Origin of the sequence: Noviluteimonas caseinilytica (assembly GCF_018406605.1) — a bacterium.
Classification (GTDB): Bacteria; Pseudomonadota; Gammaproteobacteria; order Xanthomonadales; family Xanthomonadaceae; genus Noviluteimonas; species Noviluteimonas caseinilytica.
In genome coordinates this window covers 1,004,362-1,029,108 of the sequence record NZ_AP024545.1, presented here as the reverse complement: position 1 = coordinate 1,029,108, position 24,747 = coordinate 1,004,362, and the positions used below count along the sequence as shown (strand labels likewise).

23 protein-coding genes are annotated in these 24,747 nt (G+C 66.4%); 7 read left to right on the top strand and 16 right to left on the bottom strand.

Going from position 1 to position 24,747, the window contains the following annotated elements:
* Window positions 1–6: 6 nt before the first annotated feature.
* From LYSCAS_RS05135 to LYSCAS_RS05125, 3 genes are read right to left on the bottom strand one after another with little or no spacing between them, the layout of a single operon-like run.
* Window positions 7–1,170, bottom strand: a complete 1,164-nt coding sequence (locus LYSCAS_RS05135; RefSeq protein ID WP_213436351.1) for an ABC transporter permease — start codon at window positions 1,168–1,170, stop codon at window positions 7–9.
* Window positions 1,171–1,189: 19 nt separating this feature from the next.
* Window positions 1,190–1,888 carry an ABC transporter ATP-binding protein gene (locus LYSCAS_RS05130; RefSeq protein ID WP_213436349.1) on the bottom strand — a complete coding sequence of 233 codons (699 nt, stop codon included), beginning with the start codon at window positions 1,886–1,888 and terminating at the stop codon, window positions 1,190–1,192.
* A gap of 43 nt (window positions 1,889–1,931) precedes the next feature.
* Window positions 1,932–3,188 carry an efflux RND transporter periplasmic adaptor subunit gene (locus LYSCAS_RS05125; RefSeq protein ID WP_213436347.1) on the bottom strand — a complete coding sequence of 419 codons (1,257 nt, stop codon included), beginning with the start codon at window positions 3,186–3,188 and terminating at the stop codon, window positions 1,932–1,934.
* 198 nt (window positions 3,189–3,386) lie between these two features.
* On the opposite strand from LYSCAS_RS05125, the gene LYSCAS_RS05120 reads away from it, so the two are divergent.
* From LYSCAS_RS05120 to LYSCAS_RS05105, 4 genes are read left to right on the top strand one after another with little or no spacing between them, the layout of a single operon-like run.
* Window positions 3,387–4,307 carry an ABC transporter ATP-binding protein gene (locus LYSCAS_RS05120; protein WP_213436344.1) on the top strand — a complete coding sequence of 307 codons (921 nt, stop codon included), beginning with the start codon at window positions 3,387–3,389 and terminating at the stop codon, window positions 4,305–4,307.
* Window positions 4,307–5,107 carry an ABC transporter permease gene (locus LYSCAS_RS05115; protein ID WP_213436342.1) on the top strand — a complete coding sequence of 267 codons (801 nt, stop codon included), beginning with the start codon at window positions 4,307–4,309 and terminating at the stop codon, window positions 5,105–5,107. The genes LYSCAS_RS05120 and LYSCAS_RS05115 overlap by 1 nt, the downstream gene beginning before the upstream one ends.
* Before the next feature lie 24 nt (window positions 5,108–5,131).
* Entirely contained in the window at window positions 5,132–6,295 is a 1,164-nt protein-coding gene (locus tag LYSCAS_RS05110; protein WP_213436340.1) for a sensor histidine kinase, read from the top strand.
* Complete coding sequence (locus LYSCAS_RS05105; RefSeq protein ID WP_213436338.1) at window positions 6,292–6,894, top strand: response regulator transcription factor; 603 nt, start codon at window positions 6,292–6,294, stop codon at window positions 6,892–6,894. Before LYSCAS_RS05110 ends, LYSCAS_RS05105 begins: the two co-directional genes overlap by 4 nt.
* A gap of 4 nt (window positions 6,895–6,898) precedes the next feature.
* Here LYSCAS_RS05105 and LYSCAS_RS05100 read toward each other — a convergent pair whose 3' ends face one another.
* From LYSCAS_RS05100 to LYSCAS_RS05070, 7 genes are read right to left on the bottom strand one after another with little or no spacing between them, the layout of a single operon-like run.
* Window positions 6,899–8,278, bottom strand: a complete 1,380-nt coding sequence (locus LYSCAS_RS05100) for a leucyl aminopeptidase family protein (RefSeq protein ID WP_213437598.1) — start codon at window positions 8,276–8,278, stop codon at window positions 6,899–6,901.
* A 29-nt stretch (window positions 8,279–8,307) separates the two neighbouring features.
* Complete coding sequence (locus LYSCAS_RS05095; protein WP_213436336.1) at window positions 8,308–9,030, bottom strand: HAD family hydrolase; 723 nt, start codon at window positions 9,028–9,030, stop codon at window positions 8,308–8,310.
* Window positions 9,031–9,080: 50 nt separating this feature from the next.
* Window positions 9,081–10,169 (bottom strand): AI-2E family transporter, encoded by a 1,089-nt coding sequence (locus LYSCAS_RS05090; protein ID WP_213436334.1) that lies wholly within the window; start codon window positions 10,167–10,169, stop codon window positions 9,081–9,083.
* Window positions 10,166–10,546: a hypothetical protein gene (locus tag LYSCAS_RS05085; RefSeq protein ID WP_213436332.1), complete on the bottom strand. Its 381-nt coding sequence runs from the start codon at window positions 10,544–10,546 to the stop codon at window positions 10,166–10,168. Before LYSCAS_RS05085 ends, LYSCAS_RS05090 begins: the two co-directional genes overlap by 4 nt.
* A gap of 46 nt (window positions 10,547–10,592) precedes the next feature.
* Window positions 10,593–11,153, bottom strand: coding sequence for a phage holin family protein (locus LYSCAS_RS05080; RefSeq protein WP_213436330.1), 561 nt, complete (start codon window positions 11,151–11,153; stop codon window positions 10,593–10,595).
* Window positions 11,154–11,168: 15 nt separating this feature from the next.
* Complete coding sequence (locus tag LYSCAS_RS05075; RefSeq protein ID WP_213436328.1) at window positions 11,169–11,546, bottom strand: hypothetical protein; 378 nt, start codon at window positions 11,544–11,546, stop codon at window positions 11,169–11,171.
* 45 nt (window positions 11,547–11,591) lie between these two features.
* Window positions 11,592–13,031 (bottom strand): Do family serine endopeptidase, encoded by a 1,440-nt coding sequence (locus LYSCAS_RS05070; RefSeq protein WP_213436326.1) that lies wholly within the window; start codon window positions 13,029–13,031, stop codon window positions 11,592–11,594.
* 500 nt (window positions 13,032–13,531) lie between these two features.
* Here LYSCAS_RS05070 and LYSCAS_RS05065 point away from each other — a divergent pair, with 500 nt between their 5' ends.
* The 3 genes from LYSCAS_RS05065 (at window position 13,532) to LYSCAS_RS05055 (ending at window position 17,153) form a co-directional block, all read left to right on the top strand.
* Window positions 13,532–15,682 carry an adenosylcobalamin-dependent ribonucleoside-diphosphate reductase gene (locus LYSCAS_RS05065; protein WP_213436324.1) on the top strand — a complete coding sequence of 717 codons (2,151 nt, stop codon included), beginning with the start codon at window positions 13,532–13,534 and terminating at the stop codon, window positions 15,680–15,682.
* Window positions 15,683–15,763: 81 nt separating this feature from the next.
* Window positions 15,764–16,312, top strand: coding sequence for a hypothetical protein (locus LYSCAS_RS05060; RefSeq protein WP_213436322.1), 549 nt, complete (start codon window positions 15,764–15,766; stop codon window positions 16,310–16,312).
* 61 nt (window positions 16,313–16,373) lie between these two features.
* The gene (locus LYSCAS_RS05055; protein WP_213436320.1) at window positions 16,374–17,153 is read left to right on the top strand and encodes a TSCPD domain-containing protein; all 780 of its coding nucleotides are present in this window, start codon (window positions 16,374–16,376) and stop codon (window positions 17,151–17,153) included.
* Window positions 17,154–17,190: 37 nt separating this feature from the next.
* Here the strand turns inward: LYSCAS_RS05055 and LYSCAS_RS05050 are convergent, their stop codons facing one another.
* The 6 genes from LYSCAS_RS05050 to LYSCAS_RS05025 form a co-directional block, all read right to left on the bottom strand.
* Complete coding sequence (locus tag LYSCAS_RS05050) at window positions 17,191–17,658, bottom strand: hypothetical protein (RefSeq protein WP_213436318.1); 468 nt, start codon at window positions 17,656–17,658, stop codon at window positions 17,191–17,193.
* 64 nt (window positions 17,659–17,722) lie between these two features.
* The gene (locus LYSCAS_RS05045) at window positions 17,723–17,947 is read right to left on the bottom strand and encodes a hypothetical protein (protein ID WP_213436316.1); all 225 of its coding nucleotides are present in this window, start codon (window positions 17,945–17,947) and stop codon (window positions 17,723–17,725) included.
* 364 nt (window positions 17,948–18,311) lie between these two features.
* Complete coding sequence (locus LYSCAS_RS05040; protein WP_213436314.1) at window positions 18,312–18,668, bottom strand: hypothetical protein; 357 nt, start codon at window positions 18,666–18,668, stop codon at window positions 18,312–18,314.
* Window positions 18,669–19,036: 368 nt separating this feature from the next.
* Window positions 19,037–19,342: a hypothetical protein gene (locus tag LYSCAS_RS05035; protein WP_213436312.1), complete on the bottom strand. Its 306-nt coding sequence runs from the start codon at window positions 19,340–19,342 to the stop codon at window positions 19,037–19,039.
* Window positions 19,339–22,593, bottom strand: a complete 3,255-nt coding sequence (locus LYSCAS_RS05030) for an RHS repeat domain-containing protein (protein ID WP_213436310.1) — start codon at window positions 22,591–22,593, stop codon at window positions 19,339–19,341. The genes LYSCAS_RS05035 and LYSCAS_RS05030 overlap by 4 nt, the downstream gene beginning before the upstream one ends.
* Entirely contained in the window at window positions 22,542–24,602 is a 2,061-nt protein-coding gene (locus tag LYSCAS_RS05025) for a hypothetical protein (protein ID WP_213436308.1), read from the bottom strand. Before LYSCAS_RS05025 ends, LYSCAS_RS05030 begins: the two co-directional genes overlap by 52 nt.
* Window positions 24,603–24,747 lie beyond the last annotated feature (145 nt).

Below are 24,747 nucleotides of genomic sequence, written 5' to 3'. Positions count from 1 at the left end.
GTCTCCTCAGCGGCCCGCGAGGGCATCGACGATGTTCAGGCGCATCGCACGCAATGCGGGCAGCAGGCCGGCGAGCACGCCGAAGGCCAGCATCAGCAACAGGCCGGTGACCCAGCTTTCCGGCGGCAGGCTCGACGGCAACTGGATGAAGCCGCCGCTGCCCTTCGTCGTGGCGATCATCGCCAGCGGCGCGAGCGCCAGGCCCAGCACCGCACCGATCGCCACCAGCAACACCGACTCGCCGAGCACCAGCATCAGCACGCTCCGATTGCTGAAACCGATGGTCTTGAGCACCGCCAGTTCCGGAATGCGTTCGCGCACCGCCTGCGCCATCGTGTTGCCGGTCAGCAGCAACAGGGTGAAGAACACCGCACCCATGATCGCGGTGACGATCAACCCGATGTCGCCGATCTGCTTGATGAAGGCTTGGTTGAACGCCTGTTCGGTCTGTGTCTTGGTCTCGTGGTCGGAGTTGGCCGACAACGCATCGACGGCCTTGGACACGCGGTCTGCGTGGCTGGCGTCGTCGAGCTGCAGGATGTACCAGCCCACGCGGCCCTTGACGTAGTCGTTGGCCTCGTCGAAGTAGTTCCAGTGGAAGAGCAGCACGCTTTCCTGGCCGGCCTTCTGCTTCTCGTCCTTGACCTTGAAGATGCCGTCGAGCTTGAACGACCAGTCGTTACTGCCCTTGGTCGGGAAGATCGTGGCCTGCAACGGGATCACGTCGCCGACTTTCCAGCCGTGCCGCTTCGCCAGCGTCTCGCCGACGATCGCGCCGGTGCGATCGGCTTCCCACGCCTTGCGCTGGTCGGCCGGCAGGATGAATTCCGGATACACGTCGAGGTAACCGGGGCCGACGGAGAAGTTGGGGAAGAAGTTCTTCGGATCCTTGTAGATGCCGCCGAACCACGCGGCGTACGAGGACTTCTTCACGCCCGGGATCGCGCGGATCTGCGGGTCGAGCGAGTACGGCAGCATCTGCGTCAGCGACAGGCGCGACGAGGCGATCATGCGATTGGCGCCGGTGACGCTGCCGCCGGAATTGAAGGCGACGCGCACCGAGTCGAGCATGCCGAACAGGAAGAAGGCGGTCATCACCGAGAACAGCGTGAGGAAGGTCCGCGTCCTGCTGCGGAACAGCGCCGCCCAGATCAAGTGGAAATATTTCATCGCGGGCTCCGGGCCTGGCTCAGGCGTAGTCGGCGTGCGCGGCCTGCTCGACCAGGTTGCCCTTGTCGAGGTGCAGCGTATGCGTGGCGTATTCGGCGGCCTTCGGATCGTGCGTGACCATCACGATCGTCTTGCCGTGCTCGCGGTTGAGCATCTGCAGCAGGCCCAGGATGTCTTCGGCGGACGCGCGGTCCAGGTCGCCCGTGGGTTCGTCGCAGATCAGCAGCGTGGGGTCGGAGACGATCGCGCGCGCGATCGCCACGCGCTGCTGCTGGCCGCCGGAGAGTTCGGACGGGCGATGGCCGCCGCGATCCTTCAGGCCCACCAGTTCCAGCGCGATCTCCGCGTTGCGCTTGCGCTGCGCCGACGACAGGCGCGTGAGCAGCAGCGGCAGCTCGACGTTCTTCTGCGCGGTGAGCGTGGGCATCAGGTTGTAGAACTGGAACACGAAGCCGACGTGGTTGCTGCGCCACTGCGACAACTGGCCCGAGGTGAGCGTGTCGATGCGCTGGTTGTCGACGGAGATCTCGCCGCCGGAAGGCGAGTCGAGGCCGCCGATCAAATTCAGCAGCGTGGTCTTGCCCGAACCCGACGGCCCCATCAATGCGACGAAGTCGCCCTGGGCGATGTCCAGGTCGAGGCCGTGCAGGACGTCGACGGTCTCGGGGCCGCGACGGTAGGTCTTGTGCAGGTTGCGGATGCTGACGAGGGTGGACATGCCTGGCTCCGGGGGTGCGGGGGTTCGGGAAGGGTGGAATGCGTTACTGCGATTCGGCTTCGGCGGCCTTCGGCTTGACGCGCGCGCCGTCGGCCAGCGATTCGGGCGGGGACACCACGACGGTGTCGCCGCCGCTCAGGCCTTCGGTGACTTCGCGATCGTCGCCGAGCGTGCGGCCGACCTTCACCGCGCGCAGCTGCGCCTTCTCGCCATCGACCACGAACGCCACGTCCTTGCCGTCGCGCTGCACGATCGCGCCTGCCGGCGCGAGCACGCCGGGGTTGGTCTTCTGCGCGGTGGCCGGGCGTGCCGCTTCCAGGAAGCTCACGCGCACGCCCATGTCCGGCACGATGCGCGGGTCGCGCACGTTCATGCCCACGCGCACTTTCACCGTCGCCTTGCCGCGGTCGGCGGCGGGGATGATCGCGATGACTTCGCCGGGGATCTTCCAGTCGGGATACGCGTTGAGCGTGGACTCGACCGGCATCTTCGGCTTCACGCGGCCGATGAAGGCTTCGCCGACTTCCACTTCGACTTCCAGCGAATCCATGTCGACCACGGTGCCGATGCCCGTGCGCGTGAAGCCGCCACCGGCCGACAGCGGCGAGACCATCTCGCCCGGCTGCGCGGCCTTGGCGATCACCACGCCGGCGAACGGCGCGCGCACCACGGTGTTGTCGATGTTCTGGTCGGCGATGCGCAGCTGGTTGCCGGCGACCGCGGCCTGGCGTTGCGTGGTGTTGCGCTGCGCGCGCAACGAATCGCGTTCGGCGACGGCCTGGTCGTAGGCGGCGCGCGAGACGAGCTGCTGCTTGATCAAGCCATTCAGGCGCACGACGTTCGCTTCGGCTTCGCGCAGCTGCGCATCGATGCTGCCGACCTGGCTTTGCGCCATCGCCACTTGCGACGCCGCGAGCGCGCGTTGCGCATCGGCGTCGATCGGATCGAGCGTGGCCATCACCTGGCCGGCTTCGACGTGCTGGCCTTCTTCGATCAGCACTTCGCGCACCTTGCCGGTGATCTTCGCCGACACGGTGGCCATGCGGCGCGCGACGACATAGCCGGTGGCATCGAGCACCGCCGTGGCATTGCCGCCGCCGCTGCCGCCGATCGCGGTGACCTGCGCGGTCTCCACTTCGGTCGCGCCGCCGTGGCCCATCGCGGCCCACGCGCCCACGATCGCCGCGATCGCGCCGCCGAACACGGCCAGCAACGCCCAGCGCTTGCGCGACGGCGGCGCAGGCGGCGGTGCGCTTCGGTCGATGCGCAGTTCCTTGAGGAGGTCGGCGGATGCGGGCATTGCAGGGAGCCTTGACGTGGGGAAGGGGCTTAGTGTGACCGTGGCCGGTGACACGCGCCATTGACGGGATCGCAGGCTACGGCCGGCCACCCCTCGCGTCACCTGACGTCTGTCACCTGCTTGGCGTGTGACACGCGACTGCCGCCATTGGCCCCGTGGCGGGACGATGCTTCCACCATCCAATACCGGAGCATCGCGATGCGCACCGCCGACGCCGTCCTGGCGCGCCTGCACCACGCCAGCAAGTCCTACGGGAAGATCAAGGCCCTCGACGGCGTGGACCTCGCGCTGCGCGGCGGCGAACTGCTGGCGCTGCTCGGGCCCAACGGCGCGGGCAAGACGACCGCGATCGGCCTGCTGCTCGGGCTGCTGCGCGCCGATGCGGGCACGGTCGAACTGTTCGGCCGCGATCCGCAGGACATCGCCGCGCGCCGCAACATCGGCGTGATGCTGCAGGACGCGCAGTTGCCGGCGACGTTGCGCGTCGGCGAGCTGATTCGCCTCACCGCCAGCTATTACCCGTCGCCGCGCACCGTGCAGGAAAGCGCGGACCTGGCCGGCGTGGCCGACCTGCTCAAGCGTCCGTACGGCAAGTTGTCCGGCGGCCAGCAGCGGCGCGTGCAGTTCGCGCTCGCGCTGTGCGGCCGGCCGAAGCTGCTGTTCCTCGACGAACCCACCGTCGGCATGGACATCCAGGCGCGCCAGACCTTGTGGGCCGCCATCCGCCACCTCGTCGCCGAAGGCAACGGCGTGGTGCTCACCACGCATTACCTCGAGGAAGCCGAAGCGCTGGCCGACCGCGTGTGCGTGATGGCGCGCGGCCGCATCATCAGCGAAGGCAGCGTCGATGCGTTGCGTGCGCGCGTGTCGATGAAGCGCGTGCGGTGCAACACGACGCTGTCGCCGACCGACGTGGCCGATTGGCCGGGCGTCGTCGAAGCCACGCTGGAAGGCGATCGCCTGTGCATCGCCACCGAACACGCCGAGGCCGTGGTGCGCCGCCTGCTGGCGCTCGACGACACGCTGTCCGCGCTCGAAGTGCGCGCCGCCGGCCTGGCCGAGGCCTTCACCGAACTCACCCGCGACGACGCCGTCGCCTCCCTGCGCGAGGCCGCCTGATGAACACCGTGCCCGACCTGTCGATCCTGTCCGAACGCCCCGCCGCCAGCGCCATGCCGCGTGCGCGCGTGATCGGCGCCTACCTGCAGGAAATGCGCAGCGAATGCCTGCGCTACCTCCGCAACCCGGGCTTCGTGCTGCCGACGCTGATGTTCCCGACGATCTTCTATTTGATGTTCGGCGTGTTCCTGGCGCGTTCCAATTCCGCCGAGGCCGCGCGTTATCTCCTCGCCGCGTATTCGACGTTCGGCGTGATGGCGCCGGGTTTGTTCGGCTTCGGCGTGTCGCTGGCGGCCGAACGCGAGAACGGCCTGCTCACGTTGAAGCGCGCGTTGCCGATGCCGCCGGCCGCGTACCTGGTCGGCAAGATGTCGATGGCGGTGGTGATGGCCGCCGTGGTCGTGACGTTGCTGGTGCTGATCGCCACGTTCGTCGCGCACCTGCCGCTCACCGCCACGCAGATCGCGCACCTGTACCTGGTGCAGCTGCCCGGCGTGCTGCCGTTCTGCGCGCTGGGCCTGTTGCTCGGCACGCTGGTGAAAGGCCAGGGCGCCCCCGCGATCATCAACCTGGTGTACCTGCCGATGGCGTTCCTGTCGGGCCTGTGGTTCCCGCTGTCGGGGCTGCCGCATGCGGTGCAGGCGTTCGCGCCGGTGCTCCCCGCGTTCCACCTCAACCTGCTCGCGCTGGATGCGGTGGACCTGGCGCAGGTGAACCCGCTGCCGCACGCCTTGCTCCTCGCGGCGTTCACCGTGGGCCTGCTGGCGCTGGCGGCGCGTCGCCTGCGTCGCAACGGTTGAAGGCTTCGCGCTAGCATCCTGCGCATGCACGCTGCCTCGTCCCCGTTCCCACCTGCCGTCGCGCGCCTGCTGGCGCGCTTCGGTTTTGCGCCGGCGCCCGATTCCGCGGTGGCCGACTGCATCCGCCGCGGCGTGTCGCCGTGGTCCGAAGGCGTGCACCTGCTGTGGTCGATGTGGGTGTTCATCACGCCGTTGTTCGGCGGGCAGTACTCGTGGAAGTGGGCGCTGTTCACGGGGCTGTCGTACCCGGTGTTCCTCGCGCTGTACGCGAAGGTGATGCTGTCGTCCCGGCGCATCGCCTATCGCTACGCGCTCGGCATGGCGGCGCTGTGCCTGGTGCTGATGCCCTGGTATCCCTCGGGCATCAGCTACTTCGTGTTCGGGTGCGTGATGCTGCGCACCAGCAAGCGCATTTCGCTGGTGCGTTACCTGGTGCAGATCGCCGGCTTGAACGCCGCCTTCCTCATCGTCGCCGTGGCCGTCGGCTATCCGTGGCAGGCGATGGTGTGGGTGCCGGTGATGACGCTGATCATCGGCGTGATCGTCAACGTCGAACGCACCAACAACGAGAAGGACGACGCGCTCAAGTTGTCGCACGACGAAGTGCGGCGCCTGGCCGCGACGGCGGAACGCGAACGCATCGGCCGCGACCTGCACGACCTGCTCGGCCACACGCTGTCGCTGATCACGCTGAAGCTGGAGCTGGCGCGCAAGTTGTCCGATCGCGACCCCGGCGCCTCGAAGCGCGAACTGGAGGAAGCCGAGCGCGTGGCGCGCCACGCCCTGGCCGAAGTGCGCAGCGCGGTCACCGGCATCCGCAACGCAGACCTGGCCGCGGAACTCGCCTCCGCGCGATTGATGCTCGAGTCCTCGCAGGTGCACCTGGAATACGGTGCGCCGCCGCAGGGCCTGTCGCCGGAAGTCGAGCGCGGCCTCGCGCTGATCCTGCGCGAAGCCACGACCAACATCGCGCGCCACGCCAACGCGGGCCGCGCGCACATCGGCTTCGAGCAGGACGCGCGCAGCGTGCAGCTATGCGTGGAAGACGACGGCCGCGGCGGCGTCGCCACCGATGGCAACGGGCTGGCCGGCATGCGCGATCGCGTCCGCGCGCTCGGCGGCACGCTCAGCATCGATTCGCCGCGCGGCGGCGGCACGCGCCTGCTCGTGCGCGTGGCGCTCGCATGATCCGCATCCTGCTCGCCGAGGACCAGGCGCTGGTGCGGGGCGCATTGTCCGCGTTGCTGGGACTGGAATCGGACATCGAAGTGCTGGGCGCGGCGGCGGATGGCGAAGCCGCGTGGCGCGACCTGCAGCGGTTGAAGCCGGACGTGCTGGTGACGGATATCGAGATGCCCGGCTTGTCCGGCCTCGAACTCGCGCAGCGCATCCAGCGGCAGGGCTTGCCGATCAAGGTCGTCATCGTCACGACGTTCGGGCGCGCGGGCTTTCTGCGTCGTGCGCTGGACGCGGGAGTGTCGGGTTACCTGCTGAAAGACGCACCGGCGGAAGATCTCGCCGAAGCTTTGCGCAAGGTGCATCGCGGCGGACGCGCGATCGATCCGCAGCTCGCGGTGGATGCATGGTCGGAAGCCGATCCGCTCAACGATCGCGAGCGGCAGACGCTGCGCCTGGCGGGCGAAGGTTTGTCCGCATCGGAGATCGCGACGCGGTTGAACCTGTCGAGCGGCACCGTGCGCAATTACCTGTCGGAGGCGATCGGGAAGCTTGGCGTTGGCAACCGCATCGAGGCGTATCGCCTTGCGCGGCAGAAGGGCTGGTTGTAACGCCTCAGCCGAACCGCGCCTTCAACATCGCCCACGCCGCCCGCAAGCCCTGCGCTTCGCCACCCGCCGGCTTCCCCGCGCGATCCGTGTCATTCCACGAATACACGTCGAGATGCGCCCAGGGCTGCGATTCGGGCACGAAGCGCTCCAGGTACAACGCGGCCGTGATGCTGCCCGCCATGCGCGACGGCCCACCGTTGGCGATGTCCGCGATCCCGCTGATCAGGTAACGCAGGTACGGCCGCCACAACGGCATGCGCCACACCGGGTCGCGCTGCGCGGCGGAGGCGGCGATCCATGCGCCGGCCACGCTTTCGTCGTTCGAATACAGCGCCGGCAGGTCGGGGCCCAGCGCGATGCGCGCGGCGCCCGTCAACGTGGCGAAGTCCATCAGCAACGCCGGCTTGCTTTCCGCCGCGAACGCCAGCGCATCGCACAACACGACGCGACCTTCGGCGTCGGTGTTGTCGATTTCCACCGACACGCCCAGGCGCGTCGTCAGTACGTCGCCGGGGCGGTAGGACATCGGGCCGATTGCGTTTTCCACGGCGGGCACCAGCAGCGTCATGCGCACCGGCAGCTTGCGCGCCATCACCAGTTCGGCCAGCGCGATCGCGTGCGCCGCGCCACCCATGTCCTTCTTCATGTTGCGCATGCCGTCGGCGGCTTTGATGTCCAGGCCACCGGTGTCGAAGCACACGCCCTTGCCGACGATCGCCAGGTGCGGCGCGGCGTCGTCGCCCCACTGCAGCGAAATCAACCGTGGCGCGCGATACGACGCGCGGCCGACGGCGTGGATGGCGGGGAAGTTGTGCTTGAGCAGGTCATCGCCGCTGATGACTTCGATCTTCGCGCCGAAGCGCTCGGCGAGTTCGCAGCACGCCTGTTCCAGCTGGTCGGGGCCCATGTCTTCGGTGGGCGTGTTGACCAGGTCGCGCACGCGCACGCAGGCGGCGAGGGTGTCGAGGGTTTCGTCGTCCAGCCCGTCCATCGCCAGGCGCGCCGGGGCGCGCATCGGCGCCTTGTAGCGCGCGAACTTGTACGCGCCCAGGCCCCAGCCGAGTTGCAGCGCGCGGCGCGCGTCGTCGTCGAGGTCGGTCGCCAGGTGCCAGTCGCCCGGCGGCAAGGCGAACGGCGCATGTGCGTAGGAATACGGATCGAGGCGATCGCCGATCCCGAGTACCGCGCCGGCGATGCCGTGTTCGCCCGGCAGCAGCAACACGCTGCCGGAGGTCGCGCTGAAGGTCTGCGCATCGATCCAGCCGCCGAGCGCGGGCAGTTGCAGGCGCCGCCAGTCGTCGAAGCCGGCGCGCTCGACGCAGAACAACGGCAGGCTCGTGTCGGCCGGCGCGGTGAAACCTGCGGGCAGGGAGCGGGCGGGCATCGGGCGGGCGGGCAATGCAGTCCGTGCAGTCATGCGACGTCGTCCTGGAGATGAGCGTCCAGCCAGTCGGCCAGCGCGTCGAGGGTCGGGAAAGCGAGGTCCGGGCGCACGTGCGCATGCGGCCAGACGGGATCGGGATGCAGGTCGTCGCGGTGGATCCAGCACGTGCGCAGTCCCGCGCGGTGCGCGCCGAGGACGTCGAGTTCGATGTCGTCGCCGACGTGCAGCACGTGGTGCGGTGCTTCGCCCAGGCGTTCGCACGCGGCGCGGAAGATGCCGGGATCGGGTTTCGCCGCACCGTGTTCGCTCGCGCCGAGCTGGAAGGCGAAGTGTTCGCGCAATCCGATGCGCGCCAGGTCCGCGTTGCCGTTGGTGATCGCCGCGACCGGCAGGCGCGCGGCGATGCGTTGCAGCGCGCCGATCGCGTCGGGGTAGCACTCCACGCGGTTGCGCTCGGCATAGAAGGCTTGGAACGCGGGTTCGGCGAGCGCCGGATCGTCGCCGGCCAACTCCATCGCGCGCGCCAGCGTGAGCCGGCGCAGCGTGCTGAAGTCGTGCGCGAGGTGCGGGTGTTCGGCGTTGATCGCCTCGCGCAGCACGCGCATTTCCGCCAGCGGGAAGCGCGCCGCGGTCCGCGGGCAGTGTTCGGCGAGCCAGGCGTGCTGCACCACTTCCACGCGCGCCCCGATCGGCGCGAAGGGCCAGAGCGTGTCGTCGAGGTCGAGGGTGATGGCGCGGACTTGTGGGTTCACCGCCGCATTCTAAGCCGGACGCCGGACCCGTCGAACCACCCCGGCCGCCGTCACTCCAGCAGCTTGGCCCACCCGTCCATGCCGTCGATGCGCGCGAGCACCAGCTTGACGCACACCAGCAGCGGCACCGCGAGCAGCAGGCCGATGATCCCCCACAGCCAGCCGAACACCATCAGCGACAGGATCAGCACCAGCGGCGAGAGCGCCATGCGCCGGCCCAGCACGATGGGGGTGATGATCTGCCCCTCGAGCGTGTGCAGGCCCAGGTACATCGCGGCCGGCACCAGCGATTCCAGCGGCGTGTCGAAGGTCACGAAGCCCATCAGCAGCATCACCACGATGCCGATCAGCGGGCCGACGTAGGGCGCGAAGTTGAGCAGCGCGGCCATCGTGCCCCACAGCATCGCCTCGTCCAGCGGCACGTCGAGGAAGAAGTACAGCAGGCCCGCGTAGATCAGGCCCACCAGGATGTTGATGATGCTGATCGTGAGGACGTAGCGCGAGATCTCGGCTTCGATGGCGTGGAGGATCTCCACCGTCAGCTTCTTCTGCTGTCGCCCGGGCAGCAGCGCGATCGCGTTCTTCTGCAGGTCGCCGCCGTACACCATGAAGAAGAACGTCAGCAGCACCACCGCCAGCACCGAGGCGATGATCCGCGGCGTCGACATCAGCGCCTTGTAGGGATCGTCGACCGCCGTCTTGACCACCTGCACCTTGCCGCCCGTCGTTTCGCCGCCGGCGGCGCGCGCCATGCTTTCGGCGGCCTTGTTCGCTTCGGTCACCGGCTTGGTGAGCGAACGCAGCTTGGGGGCGAGGTCGCGCATCTGGCGCGGGACTTCGCGGATCCATTCGGCGCCGGGTTGCACCAGTTCGCGCGCGAGCGTGTAGGTGCCGAAGATGCCCAGGCCGATGATCAGCAGCGCGCCGATGAAGCGCGGCACGTAGAGGCGGCGCAGCAGCCGCAGGATCGGATTGCCCACCAGCGCGAAGAACATCGCCAGCAGCACGGGCAGCAGGATGTCCTGCGCCAGGTACAGCGTGAACGCGACCGCGAGCGAGGCCAGCACGATCGCCGCGTTGGAGGATCGCGGTCGCGCGGGCGGTTGCGGTTCGCCGTCCGTTTCGAAGACGTAGCTCATGCGCCCGCCCGCGGCGCGTTGGCCGCCTGTGCGACGGCGGCGGCGCTGTTCGGATCCACGGCGGAGGCGGTCTGTTCGGCGGTGTTCGCCGCGTGCGCGGCTTCGCCCGCGGCCACTTGTGCACTGCCGCCTGCGAACAACCCCGCGGCGGCGGACAGCAGGTTGAGCAACCCGCCGCCGCTCGCGACCTTCTTGACCGGTTCCACCTTGCCCACGACGAAGCCGGACACCAGGCCCGCGATCACGATGCGCCCCGGCGTCCAGCTGGAGCGCCACGACGACTTCAATTGGCGCCAGTCGGCCGCGGCCGCGCGCTCGCGCGCTTCCAGCGCCGACTCGGCCTGGTGGACTTTCTCGATCAGTGCTTCGAAGCCCACGGGGTGCTCTGCAGTTGGAGGAGACAACGGAATCGCATGCCTGCGTTCATGGCGGCGTGACGTCGACGCCGAGCCCTTTCTTGACGCCGTTTTCGTCGGTGGCGGCGGTGACTTGCTCCGCGCCTTCCTTCGCTGTCTTGCCGGAACCGGCATCGGGCATCAGGCCGGACAGTTCGCCGATGCCGATGCGCGCCAACTGGCGACGCGTGGCCTGCAGGCGCGTGTGTTCGAAGTAGTGCATCGCCAGCCAGCCGCAGAGGATGGTGATCACCAGGCTCAATGCCGCGGTGAGCACGAGCGACAACCACCACGGCCAGCCGAGCCCGAGGCTCAGGCCCGCGATCGCCGCCGCCATCAAGAGCAACCACGCCGACGCACCGAACGCGATGGCGACGCCGGTGAACGCGAGCGTGCGCCCGAAGGCGCTGCGCGCCAGCGAGATGTCGGCCGAGACGAGGATGCGGAATGCGGTGGCCGCTTCGCGGCCGGCGGACCAGGTGGCCTTGCCCGTGGCGCCGAGTTCGCGCAATGCATCCGCGAGCCCGGGCGCGTCGCGCTCGTCGCGCGCGCCCGGATCGCCTGCGTTCCCCTCGTCGCCGGCGTTCATGCGGAGGGCAGCGACTTACTTGTCGCTGCTGCCGCGACCGAGCTTGGCGATCAGCCAGCCCGCCGCGAAGGCGACGCCGAACGACGCCAGCGGACGCTCGCGGATCAGTTCGGCGGCGCTGTCGACCAGGTCGCGGCCCTTGTCCATCAGCACGTCCATCTGTTCGCGGCTGGCCGAACCGAGGTTTTCGGCGGCGGAAATGCCGGCGAGCGTGCCGTCGGCGAGTTCGGCCTTCATCTGTGCCTTGCCCAAGCGCATTTCGTCGCCGGCGGCGGAAGCAGCACCCTTCAGCGCATCGCCCGCGGCGACGGCGGCACCCTTGAAGTGCGAGCCCGCTTCGCTGAGGTCCTGCTTCATCGCGTCGGTGGCACGACCATTGTTATCGGGGGACATCGCGTTTCTCCTTGCTGGTGGAACGTTCGGGGGATCTTTCGATCGTCATTGCATCTGCAGGTCGCCGCGCGCGTTGCCACGCAGGATGCGCAACACGAGCTGTTGCGGGGCCTGCGCGAAACTCGCGCGGAACCCGCCCAGGTCGCCGAACTCGCCGCTGGTGGCGGCGAGGACCACGTCATCCTTCTGCAGGCCATTCTGCGCCGCGCGACTGCCGCGGGATACCGCGCTGACCAGCACGCCATCCAGCCCAGACTGGCGCAAGCGCTCGGGGAGTTCGGTGAAGGTGGCCCCGGCCAGGCGCGGATCGAGGGCGCTGCCCTCGTAGGAACGGGGCTGTTCGCGCAGCGTGGCCTTGATGGCGACCGGCTTGCCGCCGCGGCGCACGTCCAGGTCGACGGTGCTGCCGACCGCCTGCAAGCCTTCGAAGTTGTGCAGCGCCTCGCGGTTGTCCATGCGCTGGCCGTTGGCCGCCAGCACCACGTCGCCCACGCGCAGGCCGGCCGCGGCGGCGCCGGAACCCGCGTAGACGCGCGTGACCACCGCACCGCGCGGCGCATCCAGGCCCAGGCCCTTCGCCAGCTGCTCGTCGACCGTCTGCGTGTCCATGCCCAGCGTGCCGCGCCGCACTTCGCCGGTGGTCGACAGCTGGCGCATCACGTTGCCCGCGAGGTTGGCGGGAATCGCGAAGCCCAGGCCGATGTCGCCGGCACGCGAGCCCTGCGGATTGAACGTGGCCGTGTTGATGCCGACCAGTTCGCCGCGCAGGTTGACCAGCGCGCCGCCGGAATTGCCCGGGTTGATCGACGCATCGGTCTGGATGAAGTTCTGGAAGCCCAGCCCCGGCAGGCCGCTGCGGCCCACCGCGGACACGATGCCCGAGGTCACCGTCTGGCTGAAACCGAAGGGATTGCCGACCGCGACGACGAAATCGCCGACGCGCAGCTGATCGGAATTGGCGAGCGGCAACGCCACGAGCTTGTCCGCCTGGATGCGCATCAACGCGACGTCGGTATCCGGATCGGAACCGACGAACGTGGCCGGGAACGTGCGCCCGTCGGACAACGTCACCGACACCTCGTCCGCGCCTTCGATCACGTGGTGGTTGGTCAGCACCAGGCCCTTGGCGGCATCGACGATCACGCCGGAACCCAGCGACTGGTTGATGCGTTCCTGCGGCACGTTGGGGAACAGGCGGCGGAACATCGGATCGTCGGCGAACGGGTTGCGGATCCGCACGCGCTGCTTGGTGTGCACGCTGACGACGGCGGGCGTGACGTGCTCCAGCATCGGCGCCAGCGACGGCATCGGCGTGCCATCGACCGCGGGCGGCATCGACGCCATCGCGGGCACGGCCGCGGCGGGCGCGGGCGGTTGCGCGTTCGCGGGCGCTTCCAGGCCCTCGCGGAGCGCGGACGCAGCGAAGCCGCCGAAGCCGGCAGCGAGGGTAAGGGCGGCAAGGGTTTTCAGGGGCGTTGGGCGCATCGTGTTCGTTGTCCCGGCGTTAGCGAATTAAATAGGGGCGTGACTATGCGATGTGAAATCGCGCCTTGGCGCAACCGGATCAAGGCCCGGAGCGCGCGAACCAGTGACTTTCGCAAAGGCCGCAAGTTCGTGTCCTGTGCGCTCGCGCAATGCCGTTTCTGCAGCCCCTCGCCCCTCGTCGGCACGGCGCGGCCGCTTCGCGCAAGCCCGTTGACAGTGCTCCGGGGCGGGCGTAGTTTCGCCTTCCATTCGCCACAACATGTTGTGGTGGTGAATGGGGAAGGCCCCAAAGGTTGTGTTCCACGCCGTTTACAGCGGGAAGCAACCGAAGAGGCCGATGGGACCGCAATCACGGTTCCGGCAGGGGAAAATCCGGCAATCGAAGGCAGCAGGAAGCACGCCCGCCCGGGCGTTTCCCGCTTCGTTCCGTGGAACCGGATGGCGACCGAACAACGACAAGAACCGGGCACGACCCGGCTACGACGAGGAGATGGAGCAGCATGAGCACGGTGCGCCTCGAGGCGGTGAAGATGGACGCAGAACAAGAGATCCCGATGCAGCCGGCCTCGGCCGATATCTGGGACAAGAAGTACCGCCTCAAGACGAAGTCCGGCGCGGCGATCGATGCCGACATCGACGGCACCTACCAGCGCGTGGCCCGCGCCCTGGCCGATGCCGAGACCTCCGCCGAGAAGCAGAAGTACTGGTACGAGCGTTTCGTGTGGGCGCTGCGCCGCGGGGCGATCCCGGCTGGCCGCATCACGTCCAACGCCGGCGCGCTCGAACACAAGCCCGCCACGTCCACGATCAACTGCACCGTGTCCGGCACCATCGAAGACTCGATGGACGGCATCCTCGACAAGGTCCACGAAGCGGGCCTGACGCTGAAGGCCGGCTGCGGCATCGGCTATGAATTCTCGACGCTCCGCCCGCGCGGCGCGTTCGTCGCCGGCGCCGGCGCGTACACGTCGGGCCCGATGTCCTTCATGGATATCTACGACAAGATGTGTTTCACCGTCTCGTCCGCCGGCGGTCGCCGCGGCGCGCAGATGGGCACGTTCGACGTCTCGCACCCGGACGTGAAGGACTTCATCCGCGCCAAGCGCGAAGACGGCCGCCTGCGCCAGTTCAACCTCTCGCTGCTGATCACCGACGGCTTCATGGAAGCGGTGGCCGACGACAGCGACTGGCCGCTCGTGTTCCCGGTCAACGCGAAGGAACAGGGCGACGTCGAGCTCGATAACCCGGAACAAGTGGTCTGGCGCGAATGGCCGACCCACAAGAACTACGTCTCGCGCGAAGACGGCCTGGTGGCCTGCAAGATCTACGGCCACATCCGCGCGCGGCACCTGTGGGACATGATCATGGTCTCCACCTACGACTACGCCGAGCCGGGCTTCATCCTGATCGACCGCGTCAACGAGATGAACAACAACTGGTGGTGCGAGACGATCCGCGCCACCAACCCGTGCGGCGAGCAGCCGCTGCCGCCGTACGGCGCGTGCCTGCTGGGCTCGGTCAACCTCACCAAGTTCGTCCGCAAGCCGTTCACCGACGAAGCCTCCTTCGACTGGGAGGAATACAAGGAAGTCGTGCGCGTGTTCACCCGCATGCTCGACAACGTGGTCGAAGTGAACGGCCTGCCGCTGCAGCAGCAGCGCGACGAGATCATGCGCAAGCGCCGCCACGGCATGGGCTTCCTGGGCCTGGGCAGCACGGTGACGATGCTGCGCATGAAGTACGGCAGCAAGGAATCCTGCGAGTTCACCGAGCGCATCGCCCGCGACATGGCCGTGGCCGGCTGGGAAACGGGCCTGACGCTCGCCAAGGAAAAGGGCGCCGCCCCGATCATGGAAGAGCGCTTCCCCGTCACCGCCGAGATGCTGCGCAAGCGCCCGGAGATGGTGAAGGACGGCTGGAAGATCGGCCAGGAAATCGAAGGCAAGATGCTGCACGCCAAGTACTCGCGCTACATGCAGCGCGTGGCCGAGGTCGCCCCGGAACTGGTGGAAGAGCTGGCCGAAGTCGGCGCGCGCTTCACCCACCACTCCTCGATCGCGCCCACCGGCACCATCTCGCTGTCGCTGGCCAACAACGCCTCCAACGGCATCGAGCCCTCGTTCGCGCACCACTACAGCCGCAACGTGATCCGCGAAGGCAAGAAGACCAAGGAGAAGGTGGACGTCTTCTCGTACGAGCTGCTGGCCTACCGCGAGCTGGTGAACCAGAAGGCCATGCCCTTCGCCGAAGACGCCGAGGGCCGCCTGCCGGACTACTTCATCTCCGCCGACGACATCTCGCCGAAGGAACACGTGGACGTCCAGGCCGCCGCCCAGAAGTGGGTGGACTCCTCGATTTCCAAGACCGCGAACGTCCCCACGGACTACCCGTACGAGGACTTCAAGGACATCTACCGCTACGCCCACGAGCAGGGCTTGAAGGGCTGCACCACGTTCCGCTTCAACCCCGCCGCCTTCCAGGGCGTGCTGGTGAAAGAGGCGGACCTGGAGAACACGACCTACCGCTTCGAGCTGGAAGACGGCACGGTGCTGGAGGTCAAGGGCAACGAGCAGATCGAGTACGACGGCGAGATGCACTCCGCCGCCAACCTGTTCGACGCGCTCAAAGAGGGTTACTACGGGAAGTTCTGAAACTCGTCTCGACTACTTGTTCACGCACGTGACGGGTATAGGATCGCGTTGTTCCACAGGCCATCCCAACGAGGAATCAAAATGAGCAATGGCAACGGGGTCACCGCGACCCTCTCCAACGCCGCCGACACCGTGGTCGAGACCGCCAAGTCCGTCGCCAAGCGCGCGGGCAAGGCAGTCACCGGCGCGAAGAAGACCGCGAAGAAAGCGACCAAGGCTGCGAAGAAGGCAGTGGGCACCGCGAAGAAGAAGCTCGCTTCCGCTTCCGCCGCCGCCAAGAAGGAAGCCGCAACCCTGAAGCGCAAGGTGGCCGGCAAGAAGGCCGCCGCCAAGCGCGCGGGCAAGAAAGCCACCAAGAAGGTCGCCGGCAAGAAGGCTGCCGCCAAGCGCACGGTCAAGAAGGCCGGCCGCAAGGTCGCCGCGAAGAAGGCCGCGACGAAGCGCACGGTCAAGAAGGTCGGCCGCAAGGTCGCCGCCAAGAAGACCGCCGTGAAGCGCGCCGTCAAGAAGGTGGGCCGCAAGGTCGCCGCCAAGAAGACGGCCGTGAAGCGCGCTGCCAAGAAGACCGGTCGCAAGACCACGGCGCGCAAGACCGGCGCCCGCAAGACCGCCCGCAAGGCGGCGAAGTAAGCAACACCACCCCTCCCGCGAAAACGCGGGAGGGGATTTCGACACACCTTAGAGAATTCCCATGGCCGTCAAAATCGACAAGAAGATCAAGGGCTACGCCGTCGTCACTCCGGAAGACAAGGCACGCGAAGCGAAAGCCGAAGCCGTCGCACGCGCGACGCTGGAAGCCGAACTGCCGACCGCCGACGTCATCCAGATGCACGAGCGCATCGAGCGTCCCGAGGTCCTCATCGGTTCGACGTACAAGATCAAGTCGCCGCTCGTCGAGCACGCGATGTACGTGACCCTCAACGACATCGTGCTCAACGCCGGCACCGAGCACGAACTGCGTCGCCCGTTCGAGATCTTCATCAACTCCAAGTCGATGGAGCACTTCCAGTGGATCGTCGCGCTGACGCGCATCATGTCCGCCGTGTTCCGCAAGGGCGGCGACGTGACGTTCCTGGTCGAAGAAATGAAGGCCGTGTTCGATCCCCGCGGCGGTTACTTCAAGGCGGGCGGCGTGTACATGCCGAGCCTGGTGGCCGAGCTGGGCGCGATCGTCGAAGACCACATGAAGTCGATCGGGCTGATCCACGATCCCGACATGTCGCCGGCGCAGCGGGCGTTGATTGCAGAGAAGCGTGCGGCGTACGAGCAGCGCTCAAAAAAAAACAGTGACGTGAGCTTCGGCGCCGCCAACGGGGCCGATGCGCGTACGGAAGAAGTGATCGAAGTGACCGGCGATGGCGCGAGTTTTCCGCCTAGCGCGACGATGTGCCACAAGTGCTCGACGAAAGCCGTGGTGATCATGGATGGGTGTGCTACTTGCTTGAATTGTGGGTATAGCAAGTGCGGATAAGCCCATGGAATCGGTGACGCAAAGCAGACGTGTCCTTTCATAGTGTCCTGGGCTCGATCAGCGTAATGCCCGAAGACAGTCCTGCAATCAGCCACTCATGATTGGAAGTCACGTCTGGAGAGTCGTCCATGAGCGCCCAGAACTCAGCATCGACGTCCTTGTTGTCAGGCGACAGCGTGATTGATACGGCGCCAACGGAAATAGAGAGCTTGTGCTCTTCAGGTCGCACGGCCTCTACGAACTGACCCATGCAGTTATAGAGACTTGCGATTGCTCTGGATCTGCGTTCGAAGAAATCCACAGGGCTATCCGGCATTGCACATGACACTTCGATCTCGCCAGAAGCGACAACCCAGATCATCTTGGGAGTACCGGCCGGCGGCTCGTCGGGGCGGAAGAATGAGAGCTCAACCAGCAGGCTGTACACGCGAATCGAGTCAAGCTGCGAGCCAACGAGCAGTTTCGAAAGAACTTTTCCAGCGTGGGGATAGGTCAGCATTTCCATGTTCGATTCCAACTCGCGTGTTGCCTAGTTCACTGCAAAGAGCTCGCCACATAGGCCAAAACGCTCAAGGGTCGTTGCTTTTTGCGACCTTCGACTGAGGCTGGTATGAGCGAATCGCTTTGTTGTAGAGAACCGCGGCTCCGAACGCAAAACCGAAGCCGGCGAGAAGCGCGGCGACGAACGTAACCATTCGAGGATAGAACCCAGGGCCATTCGGATCGTCGCCGAACACTAGAATTCCCATGGCAAAAACAGGCGCCAACGTAGTCGTGGAGATGGTGACAATCATGGCCCCGATCCAAAGGACTTCACGAACTCGGTGTTTGCCTGCCACGTAGAACTGGCTCACCGCAGACAGGACGAATCCGCCAATAACGGACACTCCGCAGACATAGCCGATGGAGATAAGTGCAGCTAGTTCACCGAAAGACATATCGGGGCTTACGAATTGAGAGATTGTTGGGCTGCAACGACAGAGTCTATTTCTTCGGCTCACGAATCAATCGAAAACAAAGCCGTCCGGCGGGCACGGGGCAAATTCGTTGGCCAGCCGATCGAGTACCCATCCCGAGGGCGCAACGCACCTCGCTTCGAGCGGTGTGTGCATACGATTTTCTTTTGCGCACCGGAGCGCCGGGTTCACGACGTTCAGCTCAAACCTGCATGTCAATCACCAAGTTTGCATTGTTGCTGATGACCCGCTCGCGGCTTCTTTCAACGAGCTCGAATGCAGCTCTGCTGGACTCTGGATGCAGTTTCACAATGATGTTGGTATTTGCTGTTGTGGGGGGGCCACTCTGCGCCAAGAATTCTTCGGAGTTCAAAAACTCCAGATAGCGCTCAATCTTGCGTAGCAAGCGCTTCAGTGATCGAGGATCATCCGCGAGTGGCGTCGCAACAATAACGAAAAGATCGGATCCGCCGTTCGTCTTGACTGTGTTGATGTCAACGACGTCCAGGTTTGGAATCGGGTGCTCGTCATCAAATTCGAAGTAGTCGTTCACTTTCATAGCGACTCCGATCAGCAGCGATCAGGCGGAACGATGGCGCCAGCCTTGTCCCCAAGTGCATTGTTGTATTTCGCAGAAGTGGCGGCGGGTGCTTGTCCCTGCGAGGCTCACGAATTGATCGAAGACAAAGCCGTCGGGATGGCACTCGACGGTTGCGAAAGCACATCGAATACGAGCCCAGTCGGCGTAAAGCACCTCACTTCATGAGTAGGGAGCGAGGCGCAGCTTGAGAATCGGTTGCTGCCCGGATGCAGATCGGCGCCGTCGCCGTAGACCCGCAAGGGAATCGGTCTGCCCTCGGGCTGCATTCACGAACGTAGAAATTGTCTGGACATTGACCAGAATGAGCGTGGAAGCTGCCGCTGTTTTCACGGAAACCAATTTGTTGCGGACTTCACCTTTACAAGAATGCTTCGCTTCATTCGCAACACCAGAACGGATGCGAGCATCGATCCTACGTACGAAATGAAGGCGCACATGGCAAGCGCCAGAAAAAACACTACGGCGTCTACCGGAGCCAGGACATCGCGCAACGGAACGTCGTCCGGGTATTCCATGAGCGCAACGAAAGCATAGCTGAGACTGGCGAAGGAGATTCCGGCAGCAATGGAGAAAACGAATCCATGGAGTTCCCAGGGATTCTCCCGCTGAAGGCTTTGGATGAATTGCTTCATTTCTGCTCCTTCCTGTCCTGCACAAGAATCTGCGCTCCGGTCACCGCGGCGCCTGTGCCCCCAGCTGTCGCGACTTCCGTCGCGTTGCGAATCGGGCCGGCTCTTGTTTCGGAGCCGGACTGTGCAATGGCACGACCTTCTCTGACGAGCGGATGGGACTGGGGTAGGCCGGGAATGTTCTTGTTCGGCACCATTCGATCAGCCACTCCCTTTGCGGCGCCACCCACGGCCATGCCTAGAACACCGGCCTTTAATGTCCTTGCGCTATCGATGTTCTTGACTCCGTTCTCTAGCGCCTGGCTTGACGCATCGCCTGCCGCAGAAGCCAACCCACTTCGAATTCCCACTGCTAAGGCGCCTCCTCCCGGAATCGTCGACAGGGTGCCGACACCGAATCCAATCAAAGTGTCCCGGATTACCGTTTTTGTGGAGTTCCCGCTCAGGTAGGAGCCACCTCCTCCAATCAGTGCACCCGCTATGCCCCCAACAATTTGGATGGCAAATCGCCCATCCGGATCTGCAAAACGATATGGGTTGTTGTTCGCGTAGCTGTAGCGGTTGAAGTTCGAACCCGTGACGAAGTCAACGGACGCCTCGTCACCTGTTAGGAACCTACCGAGTTCTTTGTCCTGCGACCGCTGCTGCATCTGCACCAACCCAGTTCCGCCATCCATCACGTGGCCGGCAAACCCGACGCCGTCATGCCCCGGCTTCCCGATCACCGCACCGAACGGCTCATACGCCAACCGCTCGATCACGTTGCCCGCTGCATCGCTGATCGCCACCGGGCTGCCCAGCGCGTCCGTGTGCTGGAACGTCGTGGTCACAGCGCCATCGCTGTGCCGATGCGCCACCGTGGCCAGCAGGCTGCCGGCCAGGTGCACGTAATCGCGATCCTCGCCCCTGATGTCATCGCGCTGGTGCGCGAGCTGGCCGTCCTGCGTGTACATGGAGAACACGCTGCGCCCGTGCGCCGCGCGATCGGCCTGCGTCCGGCGCCCGTGCGCGTCGTATCGGTAGGCTTCCTTGCCGTGCACCGACCGCAGCCGGTTTCCGTAGTCGAACGCGTACAACTGTCCGTTCTTGTTGGTCAGGTTGCCTTGCGCGTCGTACCCCAGCCCCACCACGCTGGCACCGGCGCTGTTCTGCACGTTCGCCAGGCGGTTGGTGCCGGGGTCGTAGTGGTAGTGGGCGTAGTCCTTGACGCCTGCGAGCGTCCACGACTTGAGGTTGTCCAGGACGTCGTAGGCGAAGCGATGCTTGCAGTCGCCACCGAAGCTGCAGGACGTGGCCTCGGTCAGGCGGTCCAGGCTGTCGTACGCCAACGTGCGGTCGAAGGTGCTGCCGCGGACGTGGTCGACGATGTGCGTCGGGTTGGCATGCGCGTCGTAGGTGTAGGCGTAGTCCATCGCGCCGCCGCCGTGCGTCACGCGCGCCGGGAACTGGCGGGCGTTCTGCGTCATCGCGTGCACGATGCCGTTGCCGTAGCGGAAGGCGCGGAGCGTGCCGTTGGGGTAGTACGCAAGATCGGACGCATACGTCGCACCATCGGTATCGCGGACCTGCGTGGGCTGGCCCAACGCATTCGGCGCGTACTGCAGGGCCGTGCCCTTCGGCGTGGTCAGCGCAGCGAGGTGGCCATGGCGGTCGTACCCATAACTTTGCGTCCAGCGGGTGCCGTCATCGTGTTCGAGCGTCTCTGCCGTCAGCAGCCGACGCGCGCTGTGCGCGTACGTGTTGACGACCGGCGCGCCGTTGCCGGTCGCGTTGTACGTGGTCACGCGGTGCGGCTGGCCATCGGGCCAGTACGACCACGCCTGGTTGCCGCGGCCATCGGGGAGCGCCACCGCGCGCAGGCGTCCGCGCGTGTCGTACTCGCGCGTCGTGGTCCGGCCCTGGTAGTACGCCACCACGTGGTCGCAATCGTTGGCTTGCAGCGTCACCCCGGTCGCTTGCCAGGCGAGGTTGCCCATCACGTCGTAGCCCGTGACGGTATTGCCTGTTTCCGGTTCGCTCGTGCGGCACAGGCGGCCTTCGCCGTCGTAAACGAAGGTGCGGTCGACCGATAGCGCGCCCGACGCATCGCGGCGCGTGATGCGCATCGGTTTGCCGACGGCATCGCGCCGGATCTCGGTGACCTGGCCGGCTTGCGTGATGAGGCCCGGCAGGTCGGTGGTCGGCTGGTCCCACGCGATGTAGCGGGTGAGCGTCTGCGTCCCGCGCGGCGCCGTGACACGCGTCTGGAATCCGTCGAGGTGCTCCGTCGTCGTGGCGAGCACGCCGAGTTCCGAGTCCTGCTCGACGCGCGTGACGCGGCCGATCGCGTCGTACGTCGTGCGCGTTCCCCCGGTCACGGTGTCCCAATCCACCCAGCCGGTCTGGAACAGGTTGCGCGGGTAGGACGCGAAGACCTGGCGACCCGCCGCGTCGTAACGCATCGCGGTCCAGCGGTGCGTGTCCGCCATGGCATCGACGTCGATGTCTTCGACCACGATGGGCCGAAGCAATGCGTCGTAATGCGTGACCTTCCGATGGCCGCCCGTGTCTTCCGTGCGCATCCAGTGGTCGGCGCCGATGCCGAAGAGCGCCTGCCCCGCGGGCGCGAACGTGACCGTGGTGGCGTGCCAGGCGCTGGTGTCGCAGGTGCCGGGCTGTGTCTCCGAGGGATGCGTGATCCGGCTGACGCGGCCCATCGCGTCGTAGTCGTAGCAGGTCTTCGCGCCGGTCTCGTCGGTGACCGTGCGGATCAGGCCCGCGTCGTCGACCGTCGCGAGGCGCGAGGTGCCGTCGGCGAACGTGATGCGCTGCGGCACGCCGCGTTTCCAGTCGGCATACGCGGTGGTGGTGTCGAACCCGGCGCTGTCGCGCCCGTCGGAAATCGTGGACGGCGTGCCATCGGCGTTGTAGGTGCGCGTTTCCTGCAGATGCACGTTGTTGTACACGCGCACGGGCAACGCGGTGGTCGGCTCGTAGTCCGTGCGCGCAATCCCGAAGACACCGCCCGTCACCGGGTCGTGCGTGCTGCGCATGCGGACCTGGCCCAGCACCCACGCACTGGTGTTGTGTTCGTACGTGGTCTGCTGCACGCGCTCGCGAACGGTGGCCCACTGCGCCCCCGCGGGTGCGCATGCCAGCGCGAGGGCGCCGAAGACTGCCAGGCGCAGGCGCCCGCTGGTGACGTTGATCAATGCGTTGCTCCTCATGGCGTCACCGGCGCGGACCACGCGCTGCAGGTGCCACTGGTGTTGCACGCGCGCACCTGGAACTGCCACGTGCCGCGGCGTGCGTATTCGAAGTCGGTGCCGCTGCTGCTGTAGAGCGTGGCGGGCTCACCGGACAAGGCGATGTTCTTGCCCTGCAGGTCGTATCGGGCCGCGCCCGGCATGGCAGACCACTGGCTGAAGTACGTCGTGATCGGCGAACCGGCCATGTACTCCGGCGTGACGGTCAACACGGGCACTCCGGGCACCGCCGGCGGTGGCGGCGGAGGCGGTGGCGGAGGCGGAGGCGGGGGAGGCGTCGCGGGTTCGGCCGCGCGCTCGCTGACCTGCGTCGGATACAGGTACGCATCGAACGCCAGCACTTCGCGCGTGAACGTCGCCCCCTGTTGGTGCACGACCGTCGAACGCACGGGCACCGCGTTCTCCGACTTGTAGCTGTTGCCGGAGGTCATGGCGTTGCCGTTCGGCGACGGATACGGGCGCGGGCCAGCGGGCAAGTGGTATTCGCGAAGTTCGGTGCGCTGCGCCACCCCATTCGCCAGGCCGTGGTCGACGCGCAGCAGTTCGCCTTCGGTCGCGTCGAAGCGCGTGCTGTAGGTGTAACGCGTGAGCACCCCGGCCGGATCGGTGATGTCGACGGACGTGGTGTTCTTGCACGAGGCCACCGTCGGGCAGTAGCGATCGACGCTCGCGGCGGGGGGTTCGTAGCTGTAACGCCACGTCATCGGCGAGACGCCCGGACCGGAAAAGGTCTTGTCGACCAACGCCATCGACAGGAAGTACGGGTTGCCGTTTTCGAATACTTCACCGAGGCCCGTGCACCAGCTCAGCGCGGACGTTTGCGCACGCAACCGCCACGCAACCCGGAACTGCCCGACCAGGCCCGAGGGATGGGTGACGGTGGCCGACGCATCCACATGGCCCGGCGGGGAGGAGGCGCCCGATACGTGCGGTGGGCCGCCTGCCGTAAAGCATCCATCGAGGCGCAGTGGCAGGATTTCCGGCGCGATGCCGCCCATGGCATATGTCCAGGCGGAACCATCCGGTCGGATCGCTTTCGCGAGGCGTTGACCTGCGTATTCGTAGCGCCACGTGCGTTCGCTCCCTGTGCCGGGCATCGTGCGGATCGCAGTGACCAACGGCTCCGTCGCATCCCAGTCGATCGCAACGCGACGACCATCGGTGGCGGTGATATCGGTGAGCCGATCGCCCGAGTAGTGGTAGGTGATCGCGTTGCCGAAGCGATCCTCCACGCGGCTCGCATACATGCGCGCAAGCTTGCGCGTGAGGTAGTACATGATCGGCTTGTCGCCCGATCCGTCGACTATCGCGTTCATCGTGCTGTAGGCCGAATACGCGAGATGGTCGAGGTGGTACCGCAGGCCATCGGGCGACAGCACAAGGAATCCTTCCCCCGCGTGTCCGTTGCGCGTGGATGGCAGGCAACCGATTTGCCAGTTGCCAGCCGTCACGCCTGGATAGAGGCCCGTTGCGGGCTTGCGCGTGTTGGAAGGATTGCGCAGCAGCACGTCCTGCCTGCCCGCGCCGGGCACGACGAGCTGGTAGCCGTGCCACCAGGTATCGAGTTCGACTTCGCCGTACTTCGGAGCGAGCCCGCCGGGCGGCGACCATATCGAAGAGAACTGCGAGCAGCGCTGGTCCGTGGGGAGGCCATCGGGGCCTTCGACGCGCCACGTACCGACGACGCCACCCAACTTGCTGTTGCCCGGCGTCAGCGTCGCCATGTGCGGGATTGCGAGCACCCAGTCGCTGAAGCCGCGCTGCAGGCCGAACGGCACCTGCTCGTGCGTGTCCTGACGCTGGTATTGACGCGTGATCGTGATCGTCGGCCCCAGGCCCTCGAGCACGATGTCCTCGTTGGCAAAGCTGATCTCGCCCGTGTAGAGGTTGATCGATTCGCCGAAAGGCGCCTCGCCGATCGGTTGGATCGTCTGGTGGACCTTGAGGCGCCTGGTGTACTCGTCCACGGCCGTGGATTCGATTGCGCCGACCGCTGGCGCCGCCAATCCCACGGACATTGCGAGCAGCGTTGCCCGCATCGATCTGTGCATTCGTCGTGCTCCCTTCCCTTGAAGTGCCCTGGCGCGACAAGTCGCGCGTGGGCGTTTTTCGAGGCTGGAACGACGTGGCCGCAGATGGAAGTTGGAAGCATCGCCAAATTCG